Raw genomic sequence first — 15,889 nt, forward strand, 5'->3', positions numbered from 1 at the left:
GGGTTTGTGGGTTTGCGGGTTTGTGAGTTTGCGAGTGTGCGGGTTTGCGGGTTTGCGAGTGTGCGAGTGTGCGGGTTTGCGAGTCCGCGAGTTTGCGGGGCTGCGAGTTAACTCGCCACTCGCCACCTGCCACTCGCCACTCTTATTCTTATGGAATTCCCCCAAAATAGCAAGCGCCAAATGTCACGACTTCCTGTGGCAGACAGTTGCACACAAAGATTACAAAAATCTGGCAGATTTTTGTAATCTGGTGTCTAAAGCGCGCGCTTTCAAGCTAACCAGTCCTCAAGCTGTAGGTTGGGTATACGGCGGAAATGTTTCTCATTATGCGTGACCAGTGGCAAGTTATGGCGCAGCGCAATGGCAGCAATCTGTAGATCGGCCAGATGCAACGGCGCGCCCGCTTTTTCCAACGTTGCTTTCAACCAGCCGCAGCGTCGGGCAGCTTGTTCATCGAACGGGAGTACACGGAAAGCTGCCAGGAGAACGTCAACCTGGGCCAGATGTTTGGCTGTTTGTGAGGACTTATGCGCTCCATGAATCAGTTCCGCTACGTTAATGCTTGTGACGGCCAGTTCATCGCTGGGCAACACCCAGTCTCGTAGATCCAATTGACCACGCAAAATGGCAATGCAGTGGTCGCTATCCAGAATTTTCAAAGTACACCTCACGTCCGTTCATCTCTTGCCGCTCATGTGCAATATCTTCTGCCAGACGCGCAAGTTCAACTTCATCACGCCATAATCCAAAAGCAGCCATGGCGGCGTGGAGTTTCCGGTCCTCAATTTCCATCAATAGCGCCTCATCTTGCCCCAACGTCAGAGCAAGATGACGCGCCATTTGCGCCGCCTGCTCCAGCCGCGACAATTCTTCATGACCTAATAAGACCGCAACCGCGCGCTCCCGTCGTTGGATAAGAAACCGCTCCCCGGATGCTGCACGCGAGAGCAGCTCCGAAAAACGACTTTTTGCTTCGACAACATTGATCGTTTGCATCCCTGAACTCCTGTCTGTCCTTACAAACCTTATGGTCATTATGACCTGTCACAAGAAATTGTAAGATGGATATCCTTTTTGTCAATAGGTTGGTTGCCACATCCTCAGCAACCATTGAATCAGGCGGGCAAATGCTCTACAATGTTTGCTATGACCCGCCACAAATGTCCCCACCTCCCGTCCCCCTGGCTTGTTTTCCTGAGCCGCTTATGCCAACGGAGGTATACTCCGAAAGGGAATAAACTGACATTCTTGCCAGAGAGACGCATGTCAGATTATGACCTGAGCCAGTATAGATGCCATCCTTGGTTGGGTTTGCAAAGATCGTCTTATTTGTGTTGAGCTTTAGCCCTCTACTTTCCGCTAAATTTATTGACATAAACAATTGATCGAATCAAGCCCGTGTCGTTTGGATGCGAACATCCACAACAAAGAACCTTAAAAACGTGACGAAAACAGCTTGTTTTCAGGTTGAGATAGTCGCAACAGCCTGCTTTGACCGCCGGTGAGCCATAATCCCCTTGGGTAAGTGATCGGTCACCGAGGCTTTTTGGCGAAGTTCCGTGGGCAAGGGATAACTTTGCGGAAAAGGAAGACCCGCCAAGGTGCGACGAAAGCGACCTGGGGTGGGTTCAGGCTTGCGGTCCCAAAAGCCAGTAGGCATAGTCGGGTGAAGAGCCGCCAACCCCGTGAGGATGGAACCAGCCAAAATGACCAGTTCGGGCAAGCGATGGCGGGTCTCTGCCGCAAAAACAAACTGGCGATGTGCCCCGACCATTTGTTTACCAGCCAGAGGTAACTGTTCCACTGGCCAACGGTCTGTATAAAGGGTGTGAGCCGTTTGAGCTTTCATTTTGACGTTGGTAGCCACAAGCAAGGGCGTATCGTAGCGAGGGTCGTTGATGGCATAAACATCAAAGAGGTCAGCGTTAGGGTCAGGTGCGATATCAGGGCGTACCAGGTCATACCATGCCTGAACCGTAATCGTCGCGCCACTCTCTATTGCCCAGCTAAACGTGGCGTCCGGTTTAGAAGCAGCAATTTCCTTCCCCTTGTGCTTACGGGTCAAAGGCCGAACGAGGTCTCCTTTTGTGGGTGGCTTGCCTTTTTTGCCTGTTGTGTCTCGCAGATAGTTGCGCCGGGCGGTGAAGTTCTTGGACAATCGTAGGAGAAAGCGGGCCACTTTAGCTTCATGACAGCCTTTGATTTTGAAGCCCGCATCGACCAGCATGATCTCTGACGTATTCAGGGTACGGCTCACCTGGTTGAGTAGCTCTTTTTTGAGCGCGGCTTCGCTGGGGTCTTTGGGGTCAACCCGTAGAATAGCGCAAGGTAGGGCAATCCGCTTACCCGCCACCTCGCCAATCCGCGTGACCAGTCCGAGAATGACGGCGGGCAAGGCTTTCTCGGCGATGCTGTGGTAATACTTGGATTGTAACCCTTGCAGTTTGGGTCGCCAGAAAGGAGTCGTATCAACGGCCACCACCCCATACCCTTCATAACAACGTGGTTGCCATCGTTGCTGCTCCTCCATATATTGGTTCCAGGCAACCATGAGTTCGCTAATTTGCCACATGCCGCTATGAAAGGCTTTCCAGGCTCGACGAACGGCCTGTTCACCAATGCCCGTTGATTGCAGAGCGGGGAAAACTGCTCCTCTATGGGGCAAGAGCGAACCGTTAATCAACATCCAGAGAAAATGAAGCATGGCTAAATTTGTGCCCACATATAAGCCAGATACAATTGATGTGAGGGCCAACATAGTTGGTTCGACGACTGGTGGCATGTTTTGGGTCTCCTTTGTGATGAAAGGTCTTTCCCATAAACATGCCACCATTTCTCTTTTTTGTCACGTACCAGTTAGCGGAAAGTAGAGATTAAGATGCAAATGACAATTGATGTTCCCAGCGAATTGGCTGAACTGTTGAAAATACTGCAAAATCGGTTGCCAGAATTATTAGAACGGGCCGCACGTGACCTTTTGCGGGAACAGGAAAGTGGCACGACTGTAGATGAAACCATGATTCTGGAGCTGCTGGTTTCAACGCCCAAGCCAGAGGCGTTACTTGCCTTGCATCCCTCCCCGGCGCTGCAAGCGCGCGCCGGCGAGCTACTGGCTGCCAGTAAGGAGGGTACCCTATCACGTCGCGGCGAAGCAGAATTGGAACGCATCTTGCTGTTGGTGCGCATGGCTAAGGCAAACGCTTATAAACAACTGGGAGAGGCTGCGTGACGGATTGGATTCCGTTGGACCTTCGCCGTCTTGTCAGAGAGCGGGCTGCCGAACGGTGCGAATATTGTCTTTTCCCCCAGGCGGCAGCCTGGTTATCCTTTGAAGTGGAACACATCATTGCGCGCAAACATCGAGGCCAAACAGTTGCCGGCAACACGGCTCTCGCCTATCCTGACTGCAATCGTTTTAAGGGCACAGATTTAGGCTCGATTGACCCAGAGACCGGGCAACTGACGCCCTTCTCCCCTCCCCTGAGCCGCCCACGCAGGTGGAGATAGATGCCTCCTCATGGCGACGGATGGCGTTATTGGCGAGGCTGGGCGCGCGGGCGTCACGCTGATTCTCAACAATTCACGCAGCCAGAAGGTGTTCCGCACTGAATGGGATGGGCTTTCAGGATAGGGTGCGCTCAGTCCTAAAGGAGGAGGTATGGCAATGCGAGTGACAAAAGATGCGATGGTGGCGTTAGGCTACGGCAAATACTTCCGCGCCGATCACATTGTCGGATTAGTGCCCATCGAAGAGGGACGCGGGCCGGGGCAGCGCACCTACGTGTATGTAGAAGGGCACGGTGCGCCAGTTGTCGCTTCCCGTTCCGAGTCCGCCATCCTGCGCGACATGGTGGAAACGCCGCGCGAGATCACCCGCGCGCGGGAGCAGCACCACCTGTTGGCGGACATCTTGGACAGCGTCAAAAATCTGGACCCGACGCTGCGGTCGATCATCAGAAGCCAGGGCCAATGGGACCTGACGCGGTTGGAAGAGCAAATTATGGACCTGTTGGAAGAGGTGGAAAGCTAGGCCCCCGTGTTTGCCGACCTACCCCCGTTGGATTTACTGGCGCGGCAGTCTGATTGGTTGGCGCCGGCGCGGGCGCGGCTGTTGCGACGGCTGGGCGTGGCTCACCGGCGGCGCGTATTGGACCTGGGCGCGGGCTATGGCGTGGTCACGGCGGAACTGGCGCGGCGCAGTGATGGCCTGGTTGTCGCCCTGGACCGCCGGGAGATGGCCCTGCGCGCCGCCGCCCCGATAGCGGGCGCGGCGCGGGTGGCCGGGGATGGGGGGCGGCTGCCTTTTGCGGCGGGCGCGTTTGACCTTGTTTTTTCGCAGTTGGTTTGGCTGTGGCTGCCTCTGGCGGAGGCTTTGCCGGAGGTCTGGCGCGTGCTGGCTCCGGGCGGCGCGTTGGTGGCGCTGGAACCGGATTACGGGGGGCTGATTGAGCATCCGCCTGCCGTGGCGGTGGGGGAGGTGTGGCGGGCGGCGCTGGCGCGTGCGGGGGGGGATGCGTTGGTGGGGCGGAAAATGCCGGCATTATTAGCCGCGCAAGGGTTTATAGTCCAGGTTGACCTCTTTCCCACCCTGTCACCGCCCGCCGCGGCCCGTTTTGATCTGCTGCGCGGTCTTCCCCTGACGTCCCTGGAGCGGCAAGTCGTGGATAAAGCCGATACCGCCAGTGTCCACCTGCGCGGCGTTTGGGAACAAGTCGTGCATTTACCCTTCTTTCTCATCACCGCCGTGCGCCCCTGAACACCAAGATTGGCTCGTTCTTGGCGAACGACCCGATCTAATCCTTCAAACTGGCGCCGCACATCGCGTATGATTTCAGCGCCAGTCCTAAACGGAAAAGGCATGGAGATTGCCTCCATGCCTTTTCCTGGCAGTGATACGGGCGCTCAGGGCGCATCCAAAAACAAAGTGCAAACGAACTGGCGATGCAATTCGTATCTTATTTCAGCGCTACTCCTTATCGGGGCCAGGGGCCGAGGATAACCGTGTCCACCGCGTGAATCACACCATTGGAGGCGTCCACGTTGGCGATAATTACTTTGGCGTCATCGTTGACGTAGATGCTGCCATCGTAGAACTTCAGACCCGCCTTCTGCCCATTCGCCATCGTCACGTCGCCCAACAGGGTCAGGGCTTTGTCCGCGTTCACTTCTCCCGCAATGACGTGGTACAGCAGAATGTCCGTCAACTCCGCTTCGCTGAAAGTAGTCGCAATGTTGTCCGCATTCAGGCCCAGCTTGGCGAAGGCATCGTCCGTGGGGGCGAAGACGGTCCACTGCCCGCTGGAGAGGGTATCAACCAGGCCGGCGGCTTTGACCGCGGCCACCAGGGTGGTGAAGCGCCCATCGTTCACGGCGATGTCCACAATCGTGCTGCCTGTTGCCGTGGTTGTAGAACTCGTGGTGGCAGCGGCAGCCGTGTCCGCGCTGCGCGGCCAGGGGCCGAGAATAACGGTGTCCACGGCGTGGATCACGCCGTTAGCAGCCGTGACGTCCGGGATGATTACTTTGGCGTCATCATTGATGTAAATGTTCCCATTGAAGACCTTCAGGCCCGCTTTTTCCCCATTCGCCATGATGATGTCGCCCACGGCAGCCTGGGCTTTGCTGGAGCTGACTTCGCCCGACAGGACATGATACAGCAGGATATTGGTTAGTTCCGCCTCGCTGAAAGCGGAGGCGATGTTGTCCGCATTTAAGCCCAACTTGGCAAAAGCATCATCGGTGGGGGCAAAAACGGTCCAACTGCCACCCGAGAGGGTGTCGGCCAGGTCCGCCGCAGTGACAGCCGCGACGAGGGTGGTGAAGCGTCCGTCTTCGACGGCGATCTCTACGATATTTCGCTGATCACGGGCCAGGGCCGCGGGAACCGCGATGATCAGGGCCAGAAACAGCAGTACAAGAGTGGAAATAGAACGACGCATTTTACATTTCTCCTTAGCTATAGTTTGTGAGCGCACTTTTTTAGGAAGCTGCGCAATGTGACATGGGCGAATTGCTTGTTACAAAGACAAGTTTACAGAATGCACAGATATTGCACAACTAAATCCAGCTTTCGTTAATGTTTTGTTCATGTGCCGGCATTCCCTAAATAACGGCGCACATATCCGCTTCTGTCTCCATCTCTCTTGCCGCAACCCGCCGCCCACGGAAATTCATCGCCAAAGTTGGTGACGTTCGTCACTTGCTGCTGCCTGACACGCCGTCTATCTTGAAGCATGAGCGCAACCACGAAGCGCGCGTGCCGTGATCGTCTGGCCAGGCAGCCTGCGCCTGACCCAATCGGCCCATTGTCCCGGCCGATGGCCGCAAGGATGGGGAGCGACATTGACTTCAGGCTCCGGGGGGAGATCGCCCATCCACACAATGTACCCTCTCAAAGCGTAACGACTATCGCTCTCTGGAAAATTGGTCCAATCTGGCTTAGTAGTTACCTCAAAGCTATCAACTGCTGATCACCTATTAACACCAATCAAGGAGAAAGCCATGTTTCGCCGTCTCATACTCTGGCTATCTGTTCCCCTATTCCTATTGATATGCTTCAACACGGCGCACACGCAGGCCGCCCCCGTCGATCTGCAAGGGACGTCCCTGGTGGCCGTGACGCTGACCATGGAGGATGATCTGGCCCATTTCGCGCAAACGGGGCTACCCCTCTACACGCAACTTCAGGGACGTGATGGCGCGTATCTGCTCACGGGTGCGGATGCCCCTGGCCTCGCGGCGTTGCAACAGGCCGGGCTGGACGCACGCATCCTGGATGCGGATATGCGTGGCGCTGCCTACTACCTGGCCTATGTGATGCCCCATCGCGCCGCGCCAACCTGGGTGGATTATGGGCGTTTGCTGCTTGACGATGGACGGCAGGTGCTGCTGCGGATGACGCCCACGGCGGCGGCGCGCCTGGCGGAAACGGGCGTGCAGCTTCGCTTGCTCACGCCGGATGCTAAACCATGGCCACCTGTTGCCGCGGTAATGCCGGCATCCATTGACCCCGACCCCCTCATCCAACAAATGATGGACCAGGTAACCACCCAGGCCGTCTACGACTATGATGGCGGCCTCAGCGGCGAATGGCCCGTCACCATCGGCGGCCAGCCCTACACCATCCTCACCCGCAACACCACCAGCGGCGAACCCATTCAAAAAGCGACCCAATACGTCGGCGAACACATGGACGCCCTGGGGCTGGATGTAGAGTACCACGTCTGGAACGCCAGCCGCCCGCCCAACGTCATTGGCGAGCGCCTGGGCAGCGTCAATCCCGACGATATTTATCTGATCACCGCGCACCTGGATGATATGCCCACCGGCCCCGTGGCGCCCGGCGCGGACGACAATGCCAGCGGCTCCGTAGCCGTGCTGCTGGCAACGGACATCCTCGCCCAATATGAGTGGGGCTGCACACTCCGCTTTGCCTTTTGGACCGGCGAAGAGCAAGGGCTGCTGGGCAGCCACGCCTATGCCCAGCGCGCCTACAACCAGGGGGAAAACATCCTGGGCGTCTTGAACCTGGACATGATCGCCTGGAACACGCCCAACAGCACGCCAGACATGGACCTGCACGCCACCAGTAGCATTCCCGCCACCCTGACGCTGGCGCAACTGTTTGCCGACGTGGTGGACGTATACAACCTGGACCTGGTCCCGCACATCATTCCCAACGGCACGGGCGCCAGCGACCACGCTTCCTTCTGGGACTATGGCTACACGGCTATTCTGGGCATCGAGGATTATTCCGGCGGGGATTTCAACCCGTACTATCACACCACGCAAGACCGCCTGGCGGCGCTAGACCTGGGATATTTCACGGATTTCACGAAAGCGGCGCTGGGTTCCTTCGCCCATATGACGGGCTGCCTCATCCCTGGCGGGTTGGGCACGTTGAACGGGCAGGTGACGGCGGCGAATGGCGGCGCGCCCATCCCCGGCGCGACGGTGACGATGACGGATCCCATGAACTACACCTACTCCGCCACAACGGACGATGGCGGCTCTTATACGCGCGCGTTGCCGGCGGAGACGTATGAGGTGATAGCAACGGCGTTTGGCTACTTGCCGCAGACGGTGACCGGCGTGACGGTGTACACCGATACGGTGACGACGCAGGATTTCGCCTTACAAACCGCGCCCAACTACCTGGTTTATGGCAAGGTGTTGGAGGCGGGGACAGGCACGCCGCTGGCCGCGGAAGTGACCGTCCTGGACACGCCGCTGCCCCCCGTGAACACCAATCCCGACACGGGTTTCTACTACATTTCATTACCCGCCGACACCTACACCCTGCGCGTGACCGCGTTTGGGCATCAATTGGTGGAGCGGGAGATTGTGGCCGACCACAATCAGTCACAACTGTTCCAACTGCCACCGCTGCCGCCGATCTTGTTGGTGGATGACGACGATAACGCCCCCGATGTACGTGGTACGTACATGGCCGCGCTAGATGCGCTAGGTTATGGGTACGATGTATGGGACACCGGCAACAGCGACAACGAACCGGACGCGGCCACCCTGAACCAGTACAGCGCCGTGATCTGGTTCACCGGCAGTGAGTTTGGCGGCGCGGCCGGTCCCGGCGGCAGTGGCGAAGCAGCGCTGGCCGATTTCCTGGACCACGGGCGCTGTCTGTTCATCAGCAGCCAGGATTACGTCTATGATCGGGGCGTGACGCCTTTCATGCAGAGTTACCTGGGACTGGCGTCCGCTGCGAATGACGTGTATCAGACGACGGTGATGGGGAGCGGCGTGTACGCGGGGTTGGGTCCGTATGCGCTGGTGTATCCCTTCTCGAACTGGAGCGACCGCCTGGAACCTGACGGAACGGCGATGGTCGCGTTCGAGGGTAACATGGGCAATGCCGCCCTCACCAAACTTGCCGACTACCACACCACATTCTGGGGCTTCCCCTTTGAGGCCCTCCCCGCCGCTGCCCGTCCCCTCACCCTGGCCACAACCCTGAACTGGTGTGGCGTTCCTCCTGGCCCCGCCGTGGTCATGGAGATGAACTACGCCTACTGGATGAACAACGGCAGCAGCGGCTATGGGCATTACACGCTGCTGGCGGATGCCACGTTCGTAGACGAAAGCAACCGCACGGGCACATGGACATATCTTGCCGGCACGCCGCAGAAAATTCTGCTGCGCTACGATCCCGGCCTGGCCTGCGACGCCATCTCCGTCGGCCAATTCGTGACGCCGCAGCAGGTGCGCGGCCTGCGCGTTTGCCGCGACGGCTCAGGCACGGCGGGCGTGTGGCTAGGGAACTTGCCGTGAAAAAAACCCGGTTTCTTCCAGAAACCGGGTTTTTACCACAGCACCACAATCAACCGCTTAGGGCCGTGGACGCCCACGGCCATCGTTTGTTCAATGTCCGCCGTTTTGCTGGGGCCGCTGATAAGGGTCGTGGCCGGGGGCGGTGGTCCCTGGCGTGTGGCCACCCAGGTAAACAGGTTGGTCGTCAGGCAACGGGTGGGCACGAGAGCCACGTGAACGGGTGGCAGCAGCGGCGTCAGGCGGCTGCATCCAGGCCCGCTGCTGACGACCATCGTCCCCGTTTCCGCCAGGGCGGCGCTGGCGCTCGTCACACCCACATCGGCCTGGGCGCACTGTTCGCGCCAGTCTGGCGTGGCGGGCGTGGCCCACCGCCAATCCAGATGCGGCCAGCGGGTGGCGGGGTCGAGCGTTGGCAGCGGCGGCTCCACATTTGCCACCACCTTATGCGCGCCCAATTCCGCCCAGAGCGCGTCCAATCGCGCCACCGCCTCCTCCCAATTCGCCGCGCGCCACACCTCGCCGCCGGCCGCCGTCAGCGCCTGCGTGAAGGCGTCGGCCAGGTCCTGGAACTGGCGCTGATTTTGCCACGGCGCCGGCGATTCCCCAGGATGCGCCGCCTGTCGCGCCCCTCCTAGTGTTTCATCACGAGATTCTTGCTGTTCAGGTGACATTTACGAATACTCCCTGGTTAGCGACCATCCGAAAACGGCTTTGCGTTTTCAGCGGATGGCCATGAATTGTCATACGCTATGGCAGAAACTGTTTCATGACTTATGGGTCGTCGTACCGGTGTGGGGATCAGGGTGCGGCTCAATACGGCGCGTCGCAGGCCAACGGTATTACCATAGCGGGTATGGTTGATCCAACCGCGCGTACTGGCCGTCAGTTGCGCAAAGGAAATCTGTCCGGCCGCGTAATGGGCTATCGCCTGCCGCCAGCGGCGGCGGAAATAAATCCCCTTGCGCCGTTTCAGGCGACGCTGTTCCCGGTAAACGACGAAACCGAGAAAGGGGACCCCTTGTACGACCGGTTTGGGGTGCGCTCCGGCGTGAATGGTCAATCGCAAGGCGGCCAATCGTTCTTCAATGGCCCGCTTCCAGGTCCACAGCGTTGCTTTGTCGTCGGCAAAGAGCATAAAATCGTCTACGTAGCGCACAAACCCCTTGCAGCCTAATTCCTGCTTTACAAAGTGGTCAAAGCTGTTCAGATAGCAATTAGCCCAGAACTGGCTGGTCAGATTGCCAATAGGCAGCCCCCGCGGGCGGAAAAAGGCCAGCAGATCATCTCCAGGAAAATAGACCATGTCGTAAGCTTCCGCCAGAACGCCCACGCCGCTGGACAGAATCTGGTCAATCAGCCAGAGGACGTCCGCGTCTTGCACCTTGCGCGCCAGCGCGCGCCGCAAAATGGCATGGTCTATGGCGGGGAAAAATTGGCGTATGTCGGCTTGTAACACGTAAGGATAGTGGCGGGCGAATTCCTGGCAACGATCCAGGGCGCGGTGCGTGCCCTTACCCACGCGGTTGGCGTAGCTGTCGCTGATGAAACTGCGTTCAAATAGGGGTTCTATCAGGTTGCAAAGGGCGTGGTGGACGACGCGGTCGCGGAAAGGGGCAGCGCTGATCAGGCGGCGTTTCGGTTCGTGGATGAAAAAACTGTGGTAGTCGCCGGGGCGATACACCTTGTCTTGCAGTTCTTGCTGCAATGCCAGCAAATTTTCTTCCAGCCGGTATTCAAAGGCAGCCACGTTGGCCTGGCCCCGTTTCCCTTTGGCTGCGCGGCGGTAAGCCTGTAAGAGATTGTCCCAGGAGGTTAGTTCCGTGTACATGACATACAGATGCGACGCACTTTTGGAAGTGCGTCGCGTCTTCGGAAAAATGCCCGCCCACGGGGACGAGACCCTTGTGGGCGGGCCGTTGATATGTGTCCGGCCTTTTATCTGGGCGCGGACCGGAACAGGTTCCGCCATTTTCCTGCGCGAATCGTTGCCGACTCGCTAACCTCGACGCGGAAGCGGATGAACCGCCGCCGCGTATTTCCGGTGGGGACGCGCAGAAAAGCGTGGACGCGCGCACACCCGAAACCCGTTGTTGTCGTTACGGTTGTTCGGGTTGTTATGGTTGCGCGAGCCGCACCGCGGCACGTCTGAACCTGCCCCGACGACGCTGTTTTTGCTAATCAAAAACAGACAGGATCGCAGGCTGATTTTAAGACACTTTTTGCCATCCGCCCAATAAGCGGCCAATCTCCGTGGTCATGGCGGCGGCGTGGTGGTACTGACCAGGGGTGAGCCAGTTCCATTGCGCCGCCAGCCGCAGGTAGAGACGCACCCGCGCCAGGGCTTCGTCGGCGCGGGCCAGCCGTTCGCGCCGCTCCCCGCCGCGACGGGCGTTGGCTTCTTCCAGTCGCTCGCGTAAATCAAATGCGGCGTTCAGCAGCCGCTGCGTGACGGTGAGGCGATGCGCGCGGGGGAAGTTGTTGCTCACAGGCAGCAGCCAGGTGAGGAAGTCAAAGGTGCGGGTGAAGATGGGCATTTCGGGTTGGGCCATGTTGTTTCCTGGGGAAAGGATGAGGTGTGAGGTATGAGGTGTGAAGTATGAGGTATGAGGTGTGAAACTCATTGGTTGTGGTGTGTTTTGGTTTGGTGAACTGGTGTGAAATGGTTGGGCGAGTGATCAATGTGGAAAATTCGCGGCGGGGCCGCTGGGGGGCAAAGCCCCCCAGACCCCCCAGAGAACAGAGGGCGGCTGCGCCGCCGGTTCAGAGAACCAGAGGCCAGAGGCGTCAGCGGCCAGAGGCAGGAAAATGAGGACGCGCGCACACCCGAAACCCGTCGAGGCCGGAACGGAGGTACGGGTTGAGACGGGAGCGCGAGCCGCACCGCGGCCACGGTTGGTCATCAGCCCAAGAGCCGCCGCGCAGTATCCGCCCCCAATAGCTGTCCCGGTCAGGTCGTTCCCGCCCGTCGTCTGGCCGGTAAGGGTAAGCGTAGAGCGGGTCGAAGGTCCACGTCCCTCCCCGCGATTTTTCGGCGTCGTAACGACCATACAGCGAGCGCGTCCATTCCCAGACGTTGCCCACCATCTCCTCGCAACCATAAGGGGAACGCCCGGCGGGGAAGCAGCCCACGCCGCTGGTGGCCTCAATTTTGCTGCTCCTCTGGTTGGCCTGCTCCGGTCCCCAGGCGGGTTCGTCCGCGGCGGCGCGCCGGAGGCGGCTGAGCGGGGTCAGGGTGGGCAGCCCGGCCAGCGCCGCGACCGGCGGCGTTTCGGGCAGCGCTGCGCCGCCGCGCGCCCCCTTTTCCCACTCCGCTTCTGACGGGAGACAGACGCGCCATTCTACGTCTGCCGCCGCGCCGGGCAAGATGCCCGCCGCCTGCCACCGCCGCGTCAACCAGCGGGTGAAGGCCAGGGCTTCGTACCAGTTGACGCCGACGACGGGATGGTTGGGCAGGTTGAAGGGATGGCCGTAATCGTGGGGGCGGTCAAGGGTTCGCCATTCCCAGTTCCGTGTCTCCGCCAGCCACGTATAACCTTGCGCCGCGCCTGCTTTCCAAAAGCCGTGGGCGATGGCCTCCTCCCAGTTGCGCTCGTCCTCGTAGCCGCCTTCCTCCACAAACGCCTGGAACTGGGCGTTGGTGACGGGGTACTGCCCCAGCCAATAGCCATAGGGAATGTCCACCTCGTGTCGCGGGCGGACGGAATTTAGAATTGCCTGAATATTGGGATCGTCTTCCTGATATTCCTGGTCTTCGCCCATTTGGAACGGCCCTGGGGGTACGTAGCAAAAGGGCATGGCGTCCACCTCCAACACCTGGCGGCGAGGGTCGCCCAGGCGCGCCAGCGAAACGGACGCCTGGGCGCGTTCCACGGCGGGCAGCCGTCCATCGCGCATGGCCAGCAGCAGCCGTTCGCGCACGCGGCGCAGAACGGGTTTGTCCCGCGCGCCTACGTCGGTGGGATCAATTGCCACTTCCGCCAGCGCCAGCCCCGCCAGGTGCGCGCCCCACGCTTCCGTCTCCGTCAACCTTCCATCCGCCAGGGTGTCCGCCTCTTCCAGGCAGAGGCAGGGCACAAAATCCCACACCGCCCCCGTGTAACTCTTGCTGGCGTGGGCCACGGACAGCAGCAGCACTTCGCGCCAGCGGGACGGGTCAGAGCGGGCCGCGGTCGTCATCGCCTCGCTGCGCTGGCGGTCGGCGGCATAGCAGGCGGCCAGAAACTCCTGAAACGTGCGATGCGGAAACGTGTAGACGCCGCCGCCACGATCTATCAGCAGCCCGGCGCGGTCGCGCAGATAGGCTTCCAGCAGCCGGGGTTGCAAATCCTCCCGCTTGCTCACGCTTAACAGGGCATTGATGAGGACGTTTTCGGGGATGTCCACGGCCTGGCCGCTGGCGGGATCAGGCTGCGCGGCGTGGGCCTCGTAGGCCAGCTTTTGCAGCAGATCGCGCAGCGGGTCGCGCCCCACTTTCAACATTTCCGCCAGGCTTTTGTTGAGGGGGCGGCCGGTGGCCGGGTCCTTCACGGCGCGCAGGTTTTCCCACTTGTCCAGCAGCAGGTCCACGGTTTCGTCGTAAAGCTGCGCCCGCTTTCCGGGCAGCGTGCCGCCGCGCCAGGCGTGCAGGCTGGTCATCAACGTCAACAGCAAAGGGCGTTCTGCCAGGTCGCGCAATTCCGCGCGGGCGGCGATTGTTTCCCGCAGGTGGGCGGCGTCTTGTCGCGCTTTGTTTTCCGTCCAACCGCGCAGGGCAGCCGTATAGGTGTACCAGCGATCAATGAAACGGCGTATCTGCCCCCAGCTGAAGGGGGCCAGCAAGGTGGCCGTGAAGCCACTCAACGTCCATTCTTGATGTTGGTAAGCGTAGACGCGGCTGGTGACGAGGATGCGGGCGTGGGGCAGCGTCGCTTTCAGGTCGGCTACCAGGTCGCGGATCTGCCGCCGTCGCCTGTCTGCTTCGGGCACTTCGTCCAATCCGTCCAACAGCAGCAACCCGCCGCGCTGCTCAAATTCCTGCTTCAGGTAGGGAGTAAAGGCGGGCGTTCCGCCGTGGTTTTCCAGGAAAGCCCAGAGGTGGTCCGCCGTGGCCGCTTCCTGGGGAGCGGGCAGCCCTTCCGCGGCCAGGTCGCGCAGCGTGACGAGCAGGGGCAGCAAGGGGCCGTGGCTCCAGGGCTGTCGTTCCGCCTCGTCGTCCCCTTTTTCATCAGGCAGGGGGTGGGTGAGCAGGTCCAGGTTGATTTCCGCATGATCCAGCCCTGCTCCCGCCAGGCAAGCGGCGACGAAATTGGCGAAGGTGCTTTTGCCGCTGCCCGGATCGCCGAGAAGCACGAGATGCTGCTGGCGGTCCAACTGCCGCAAAGCGGAAATGGGCGCGGCTTTGCCCTGGCCGCGTCCCAGAAGCCCGGGCATCTCGCCGCCGAACGGCCCCCCTTCGCTGCTGGTGGTGAGGAGGGCGGTGTACACCGTTTTCAGGGGGAGGCGACCGGCATTTTGGGTCTCTGTGGTCTCTTCCACGCTGGCGCGGTCAATGCCGCTGAGGGGGAGGAACCTGGTTTGTTCCAGGAGCCGTCCCAGGTACGTTCGCCGCAGGCTGTGCAGGTCCACGGCCTCCCCCGGGGCGGCTTCGTGGTAGTGTTCGTAGTAGGGGCCATTTACTTTTGTATTGCCAGTGCCGGTGAAGATGTCTCCGACAGCGGCGCCCTCCCCCTGGACGATGACCCCCTTGCCCTGCAAAATGGCCTCATATTGGGGCGTATTGCCCAACTGGGCCAGTTCCTGGCGCAGTTTCTGCCAGAAGGCATCCTGATCGGCAGGGGCGAGGCTGTCCTGGGCTGCGGTGAACGTGTCAAATCGGGCGTTGATGGCGTCGAGAGCGGTCAGCAGTTCCCCGCGCGCGGCCACATTCTCCCGAATCCAGGCAATGACGTCGTTTTCCGTGACCGGGGCGGCGCGGTCACGCCAGCGTTGTAGTTGTTCCGCGATCAAGTTGGAGCCGACGCCGCCGGCGACGCTGCCCAGCGCGATGTAGAGGGAAGCGGGTAGTTGCCCCGGCGGCGCCTGGGCGGCAGCTTCCACCAGCGGCCAGAGGGCCAGGCCGGCCACTGTTCCATAGGTAACGTAGGAGACGTTATCGCGGTTGAACCACTGCTTAAACTGTTGCTTTAGTTTGGCGAGGCCAAGCGCGCGCCAGATTTTTTCGTCAATATTGCTCATGAGCCAGCTCCTGTCTCAATGTGCTGTAGTACCTTATCCATCAAGTTCTTGTTTTGTGTACAAGCATTTTTTCCGACACGAATTTCACCAAGGACACGAATTGAGGTCATCTTTATTCGTGAAATTCGTGCCATTCGTGTCTGGTCTCTTCTGGTTTATTCAGGTTAGGACTGACGATGAAATAAAATACGGAATTGCATCGTCAGTGTGGCGGACAAACGAGGATAAAACAAGTTGACGGTTGGTAATTGGCCGTTGTCAGTGGGGATATTTGTAGGAGACAACACGCGCCGCGGCGCACCACCCACGAGTGAAAATTTCGCTTTATGAACGTGAGGCGGGTTGCCAACCCGCCCAACAAGCTATTGTGCCGTCTAGCATAAAACGT

14 protein-coding genes are annotated in these 15,889 nt (G+C 59.7%); 5 read left to right on the forward strand and 9 right to left on the reverse strand.

All coding sequences use genetic code 11. The features are described 5' to 3' along the window. Window positions 1-269: 269 nt before the first annotated feature. The 3 genes from H6650_22585 to H6650_22595 all read right to left on the reverse strand — a co-directional run bounded on the left by H6650_22585 (window position 270) and on the right by H6650_22595 (window position 2,479). Window positions 270-659, reverse strand: a complete 390-nt coding sequence (locus H6650_22585) for a type II toxin-antitoxin system VapC family toxin (GenBank protein MCB8954801.1) — start codon at window positions 657-659, stop codon at window positions 270-272. Then, window positions 643-996, reverse strand: a complete 354-nt coding sequence (locus tag H6650_22590; GenBank protein MCB8954802.1) for a type II toxin-antitoxin system Phd/YefM family antitoxin — start codon at window positions 994-996, stop codon at window positions 643-645. The genes H6650_22585 and H6650_22590 overlap by 17 nt, the downstream gene beginning before the upstream one ends. Window positions 997-1,462: 466 nt before the next feature. After that, window positions 1,463-2,479: a hypothetical protein gene (locus H6650_22595; protein ID MCB8954803.1), complete on the reverse strand. Its 1,017-nt coding sequence runs from the start codon at window positions 2,477-2,479 to the stop codon at window positions 1,463-1,465. Between the two features lie 399 nt (window positions 2,480-2,878). On the opposite strand from H6650_22595, the gene H6650_22600 reads away from it, so the two are divergent. The 4 genes from H6650_22600 (at window position 2,879) to H6650_22615 (ending at window position 4,756) form a co-directional block, all read left to right on the forward strand. Continuing rightward, entirely contained in the window at window positions 2,879-3,229 is a 351-nt protein-coding gene (locus H6650_22600; GenBank protein ID MCB8954804.1) for a hypothetical protein, read from the forward strand. A gap of 8 nt (window positions 3,230-3,237) precedes the next feature. After that, window positions 3,238-3,507: an HNH endonuclease gene (locus tag H6650_22605; protein MCB8954805.1), complete on the forward strand. Its 270-nt coding sequence runs from the start codon at window positions 3,238-3,240 to the stop codon at window positions 3,505-3,507. 157 nt (window positions 3,508-3,664) lie between these two features. Next, window positions 3,665-4,030, forward strand: coding sequence for a hypothetical protein (locus H6650_22610; GenBank protein ID MCB8954806.1), 366 nt, complete (start codon window positions 3,665-3,667; stop codon window positions 4,028-4,030). Window positions 4,031-4,036: 6 nt separating this feature from the next. Then, entirely contained in the window at window positions 4,037-4,756 is a 720-nt protein-coding gene (locus H6650_22615; GenBank protein ID MCB8954807.1) for a methyltransferase domain-containing protein, read from the forward strand. 217 nt (window positions 4,757-4,973) lie between these two features. On the opposite strand, the gene H6650_22620 is transcribed toward H6650_22615, so the two are convergent. Both H6650_22620 and H6650_22625 read right to left on the reverse strand, forming a co-directional pair. Next, window positions 4,974-5,939, reverse strand: a complete 966-nt coding sequence (locus H6650_22620; protein MCB8954808.1) for a fasciclin domain-containing protein — start codon at window positions 5,937-5,939, stop codon at window positions 4,974-4,976. A gap of 146 nt (window positions 5,940-6,085) precedes the next feature. Further along, window positions 6,086-6,235: a hypothetical protein gene (locus tag H6650_22625; protein ID MCB8954809.1), complete on the reverse strand. Its 150-nt coding sequence runs from the start codon at window positions 6,233-6,235 to the stop codon at window positions 6,086-6,088. Between the two features lie 266 nt (window positions 6,236-6,501). On the opposite strand from H6650_22625, the gene H6650_22630 reads away from it, so the two are divergent. After that, window positions 6,502-9,288, forward strand: a complete 2,787-nt coding sequence (locus tag H6650_22630; protein MCB8954810.1) for a M28 family peptidase — start codon at window positions 6,502-6,504, stop codon at window positions 9,286-9,288. Window positions 9,289-9,320: 32 nt separating this feature from the next. On the opposite strand, the gene H6650_22635 is transcribed toward H6650_22630, so the two are convergent. The 4 genes from H6650_22635 to H6650_22650 form a co-directional block, all read right to left on the reverse strand. Then, window positions 9,321-9,959 carry a lactate utilization protein gene (locus H6650_22635; protein ID MCB8954811.1) on the reverse strand — a complete coding sequence of 213 codons (639 nt, stop codon included), beginning with the start codon at window positions 9,957-9,959 and terminating at the stop codon, window positions 9,321-9,323. Window positions 9,960-9,976: 17 nt separating this feature from the next. Further along, complete coding sequence (locus H6650_22640) at window positions 9,977-11,116, reverse strand: RNA-dependent DNA polymerase (GenBank protein ID MCB8954812.1); 1,140 nt, start codon at window positions 11,114-11,116, stop codon at window positions 9,977-9,979. 379 nt (window positions 11,117-11,495) lie between these two features. Beyond that, window positions 11,496-11,837: a diversity-generating retroelement protein Avd gene (gene avd, locus H6650_22645; GenBank protein ID MCB8954813.1), complete on the reverse strand. Its 342-nt coding sequence runs from the start codon at window positions 11,835-11,837 to the stop codon at window positions 11,496-11,498. A 235-nt stretch (window positions 11,838-12,072) separates the two neighbouring features. After that, complete coding sequence (locus H6650_22650; GenBank protein ID MCB8954814.1) at window positions 12,073-15,501, reverse strand: SUMF1/EgtB/PvdO family nonheme iron enzyme; 3,429 nt, start codon at window positions 15,499-15,501, stop codon at window positions 12,073-12,075. Between the last annotated feature and the right edge of the window lie 388 nt (window positions 15,502-15,889).

Source organism: Ardenticatenales bacterium (genome assembly GCA_020634515.1).
In the GTDB taxonomy this organism is placed as follows: domain Bacteria; phylum Chloroflexota; class Anaerolineae; order Promineifilales; family Promineifilaceae; genus JAGVTM01.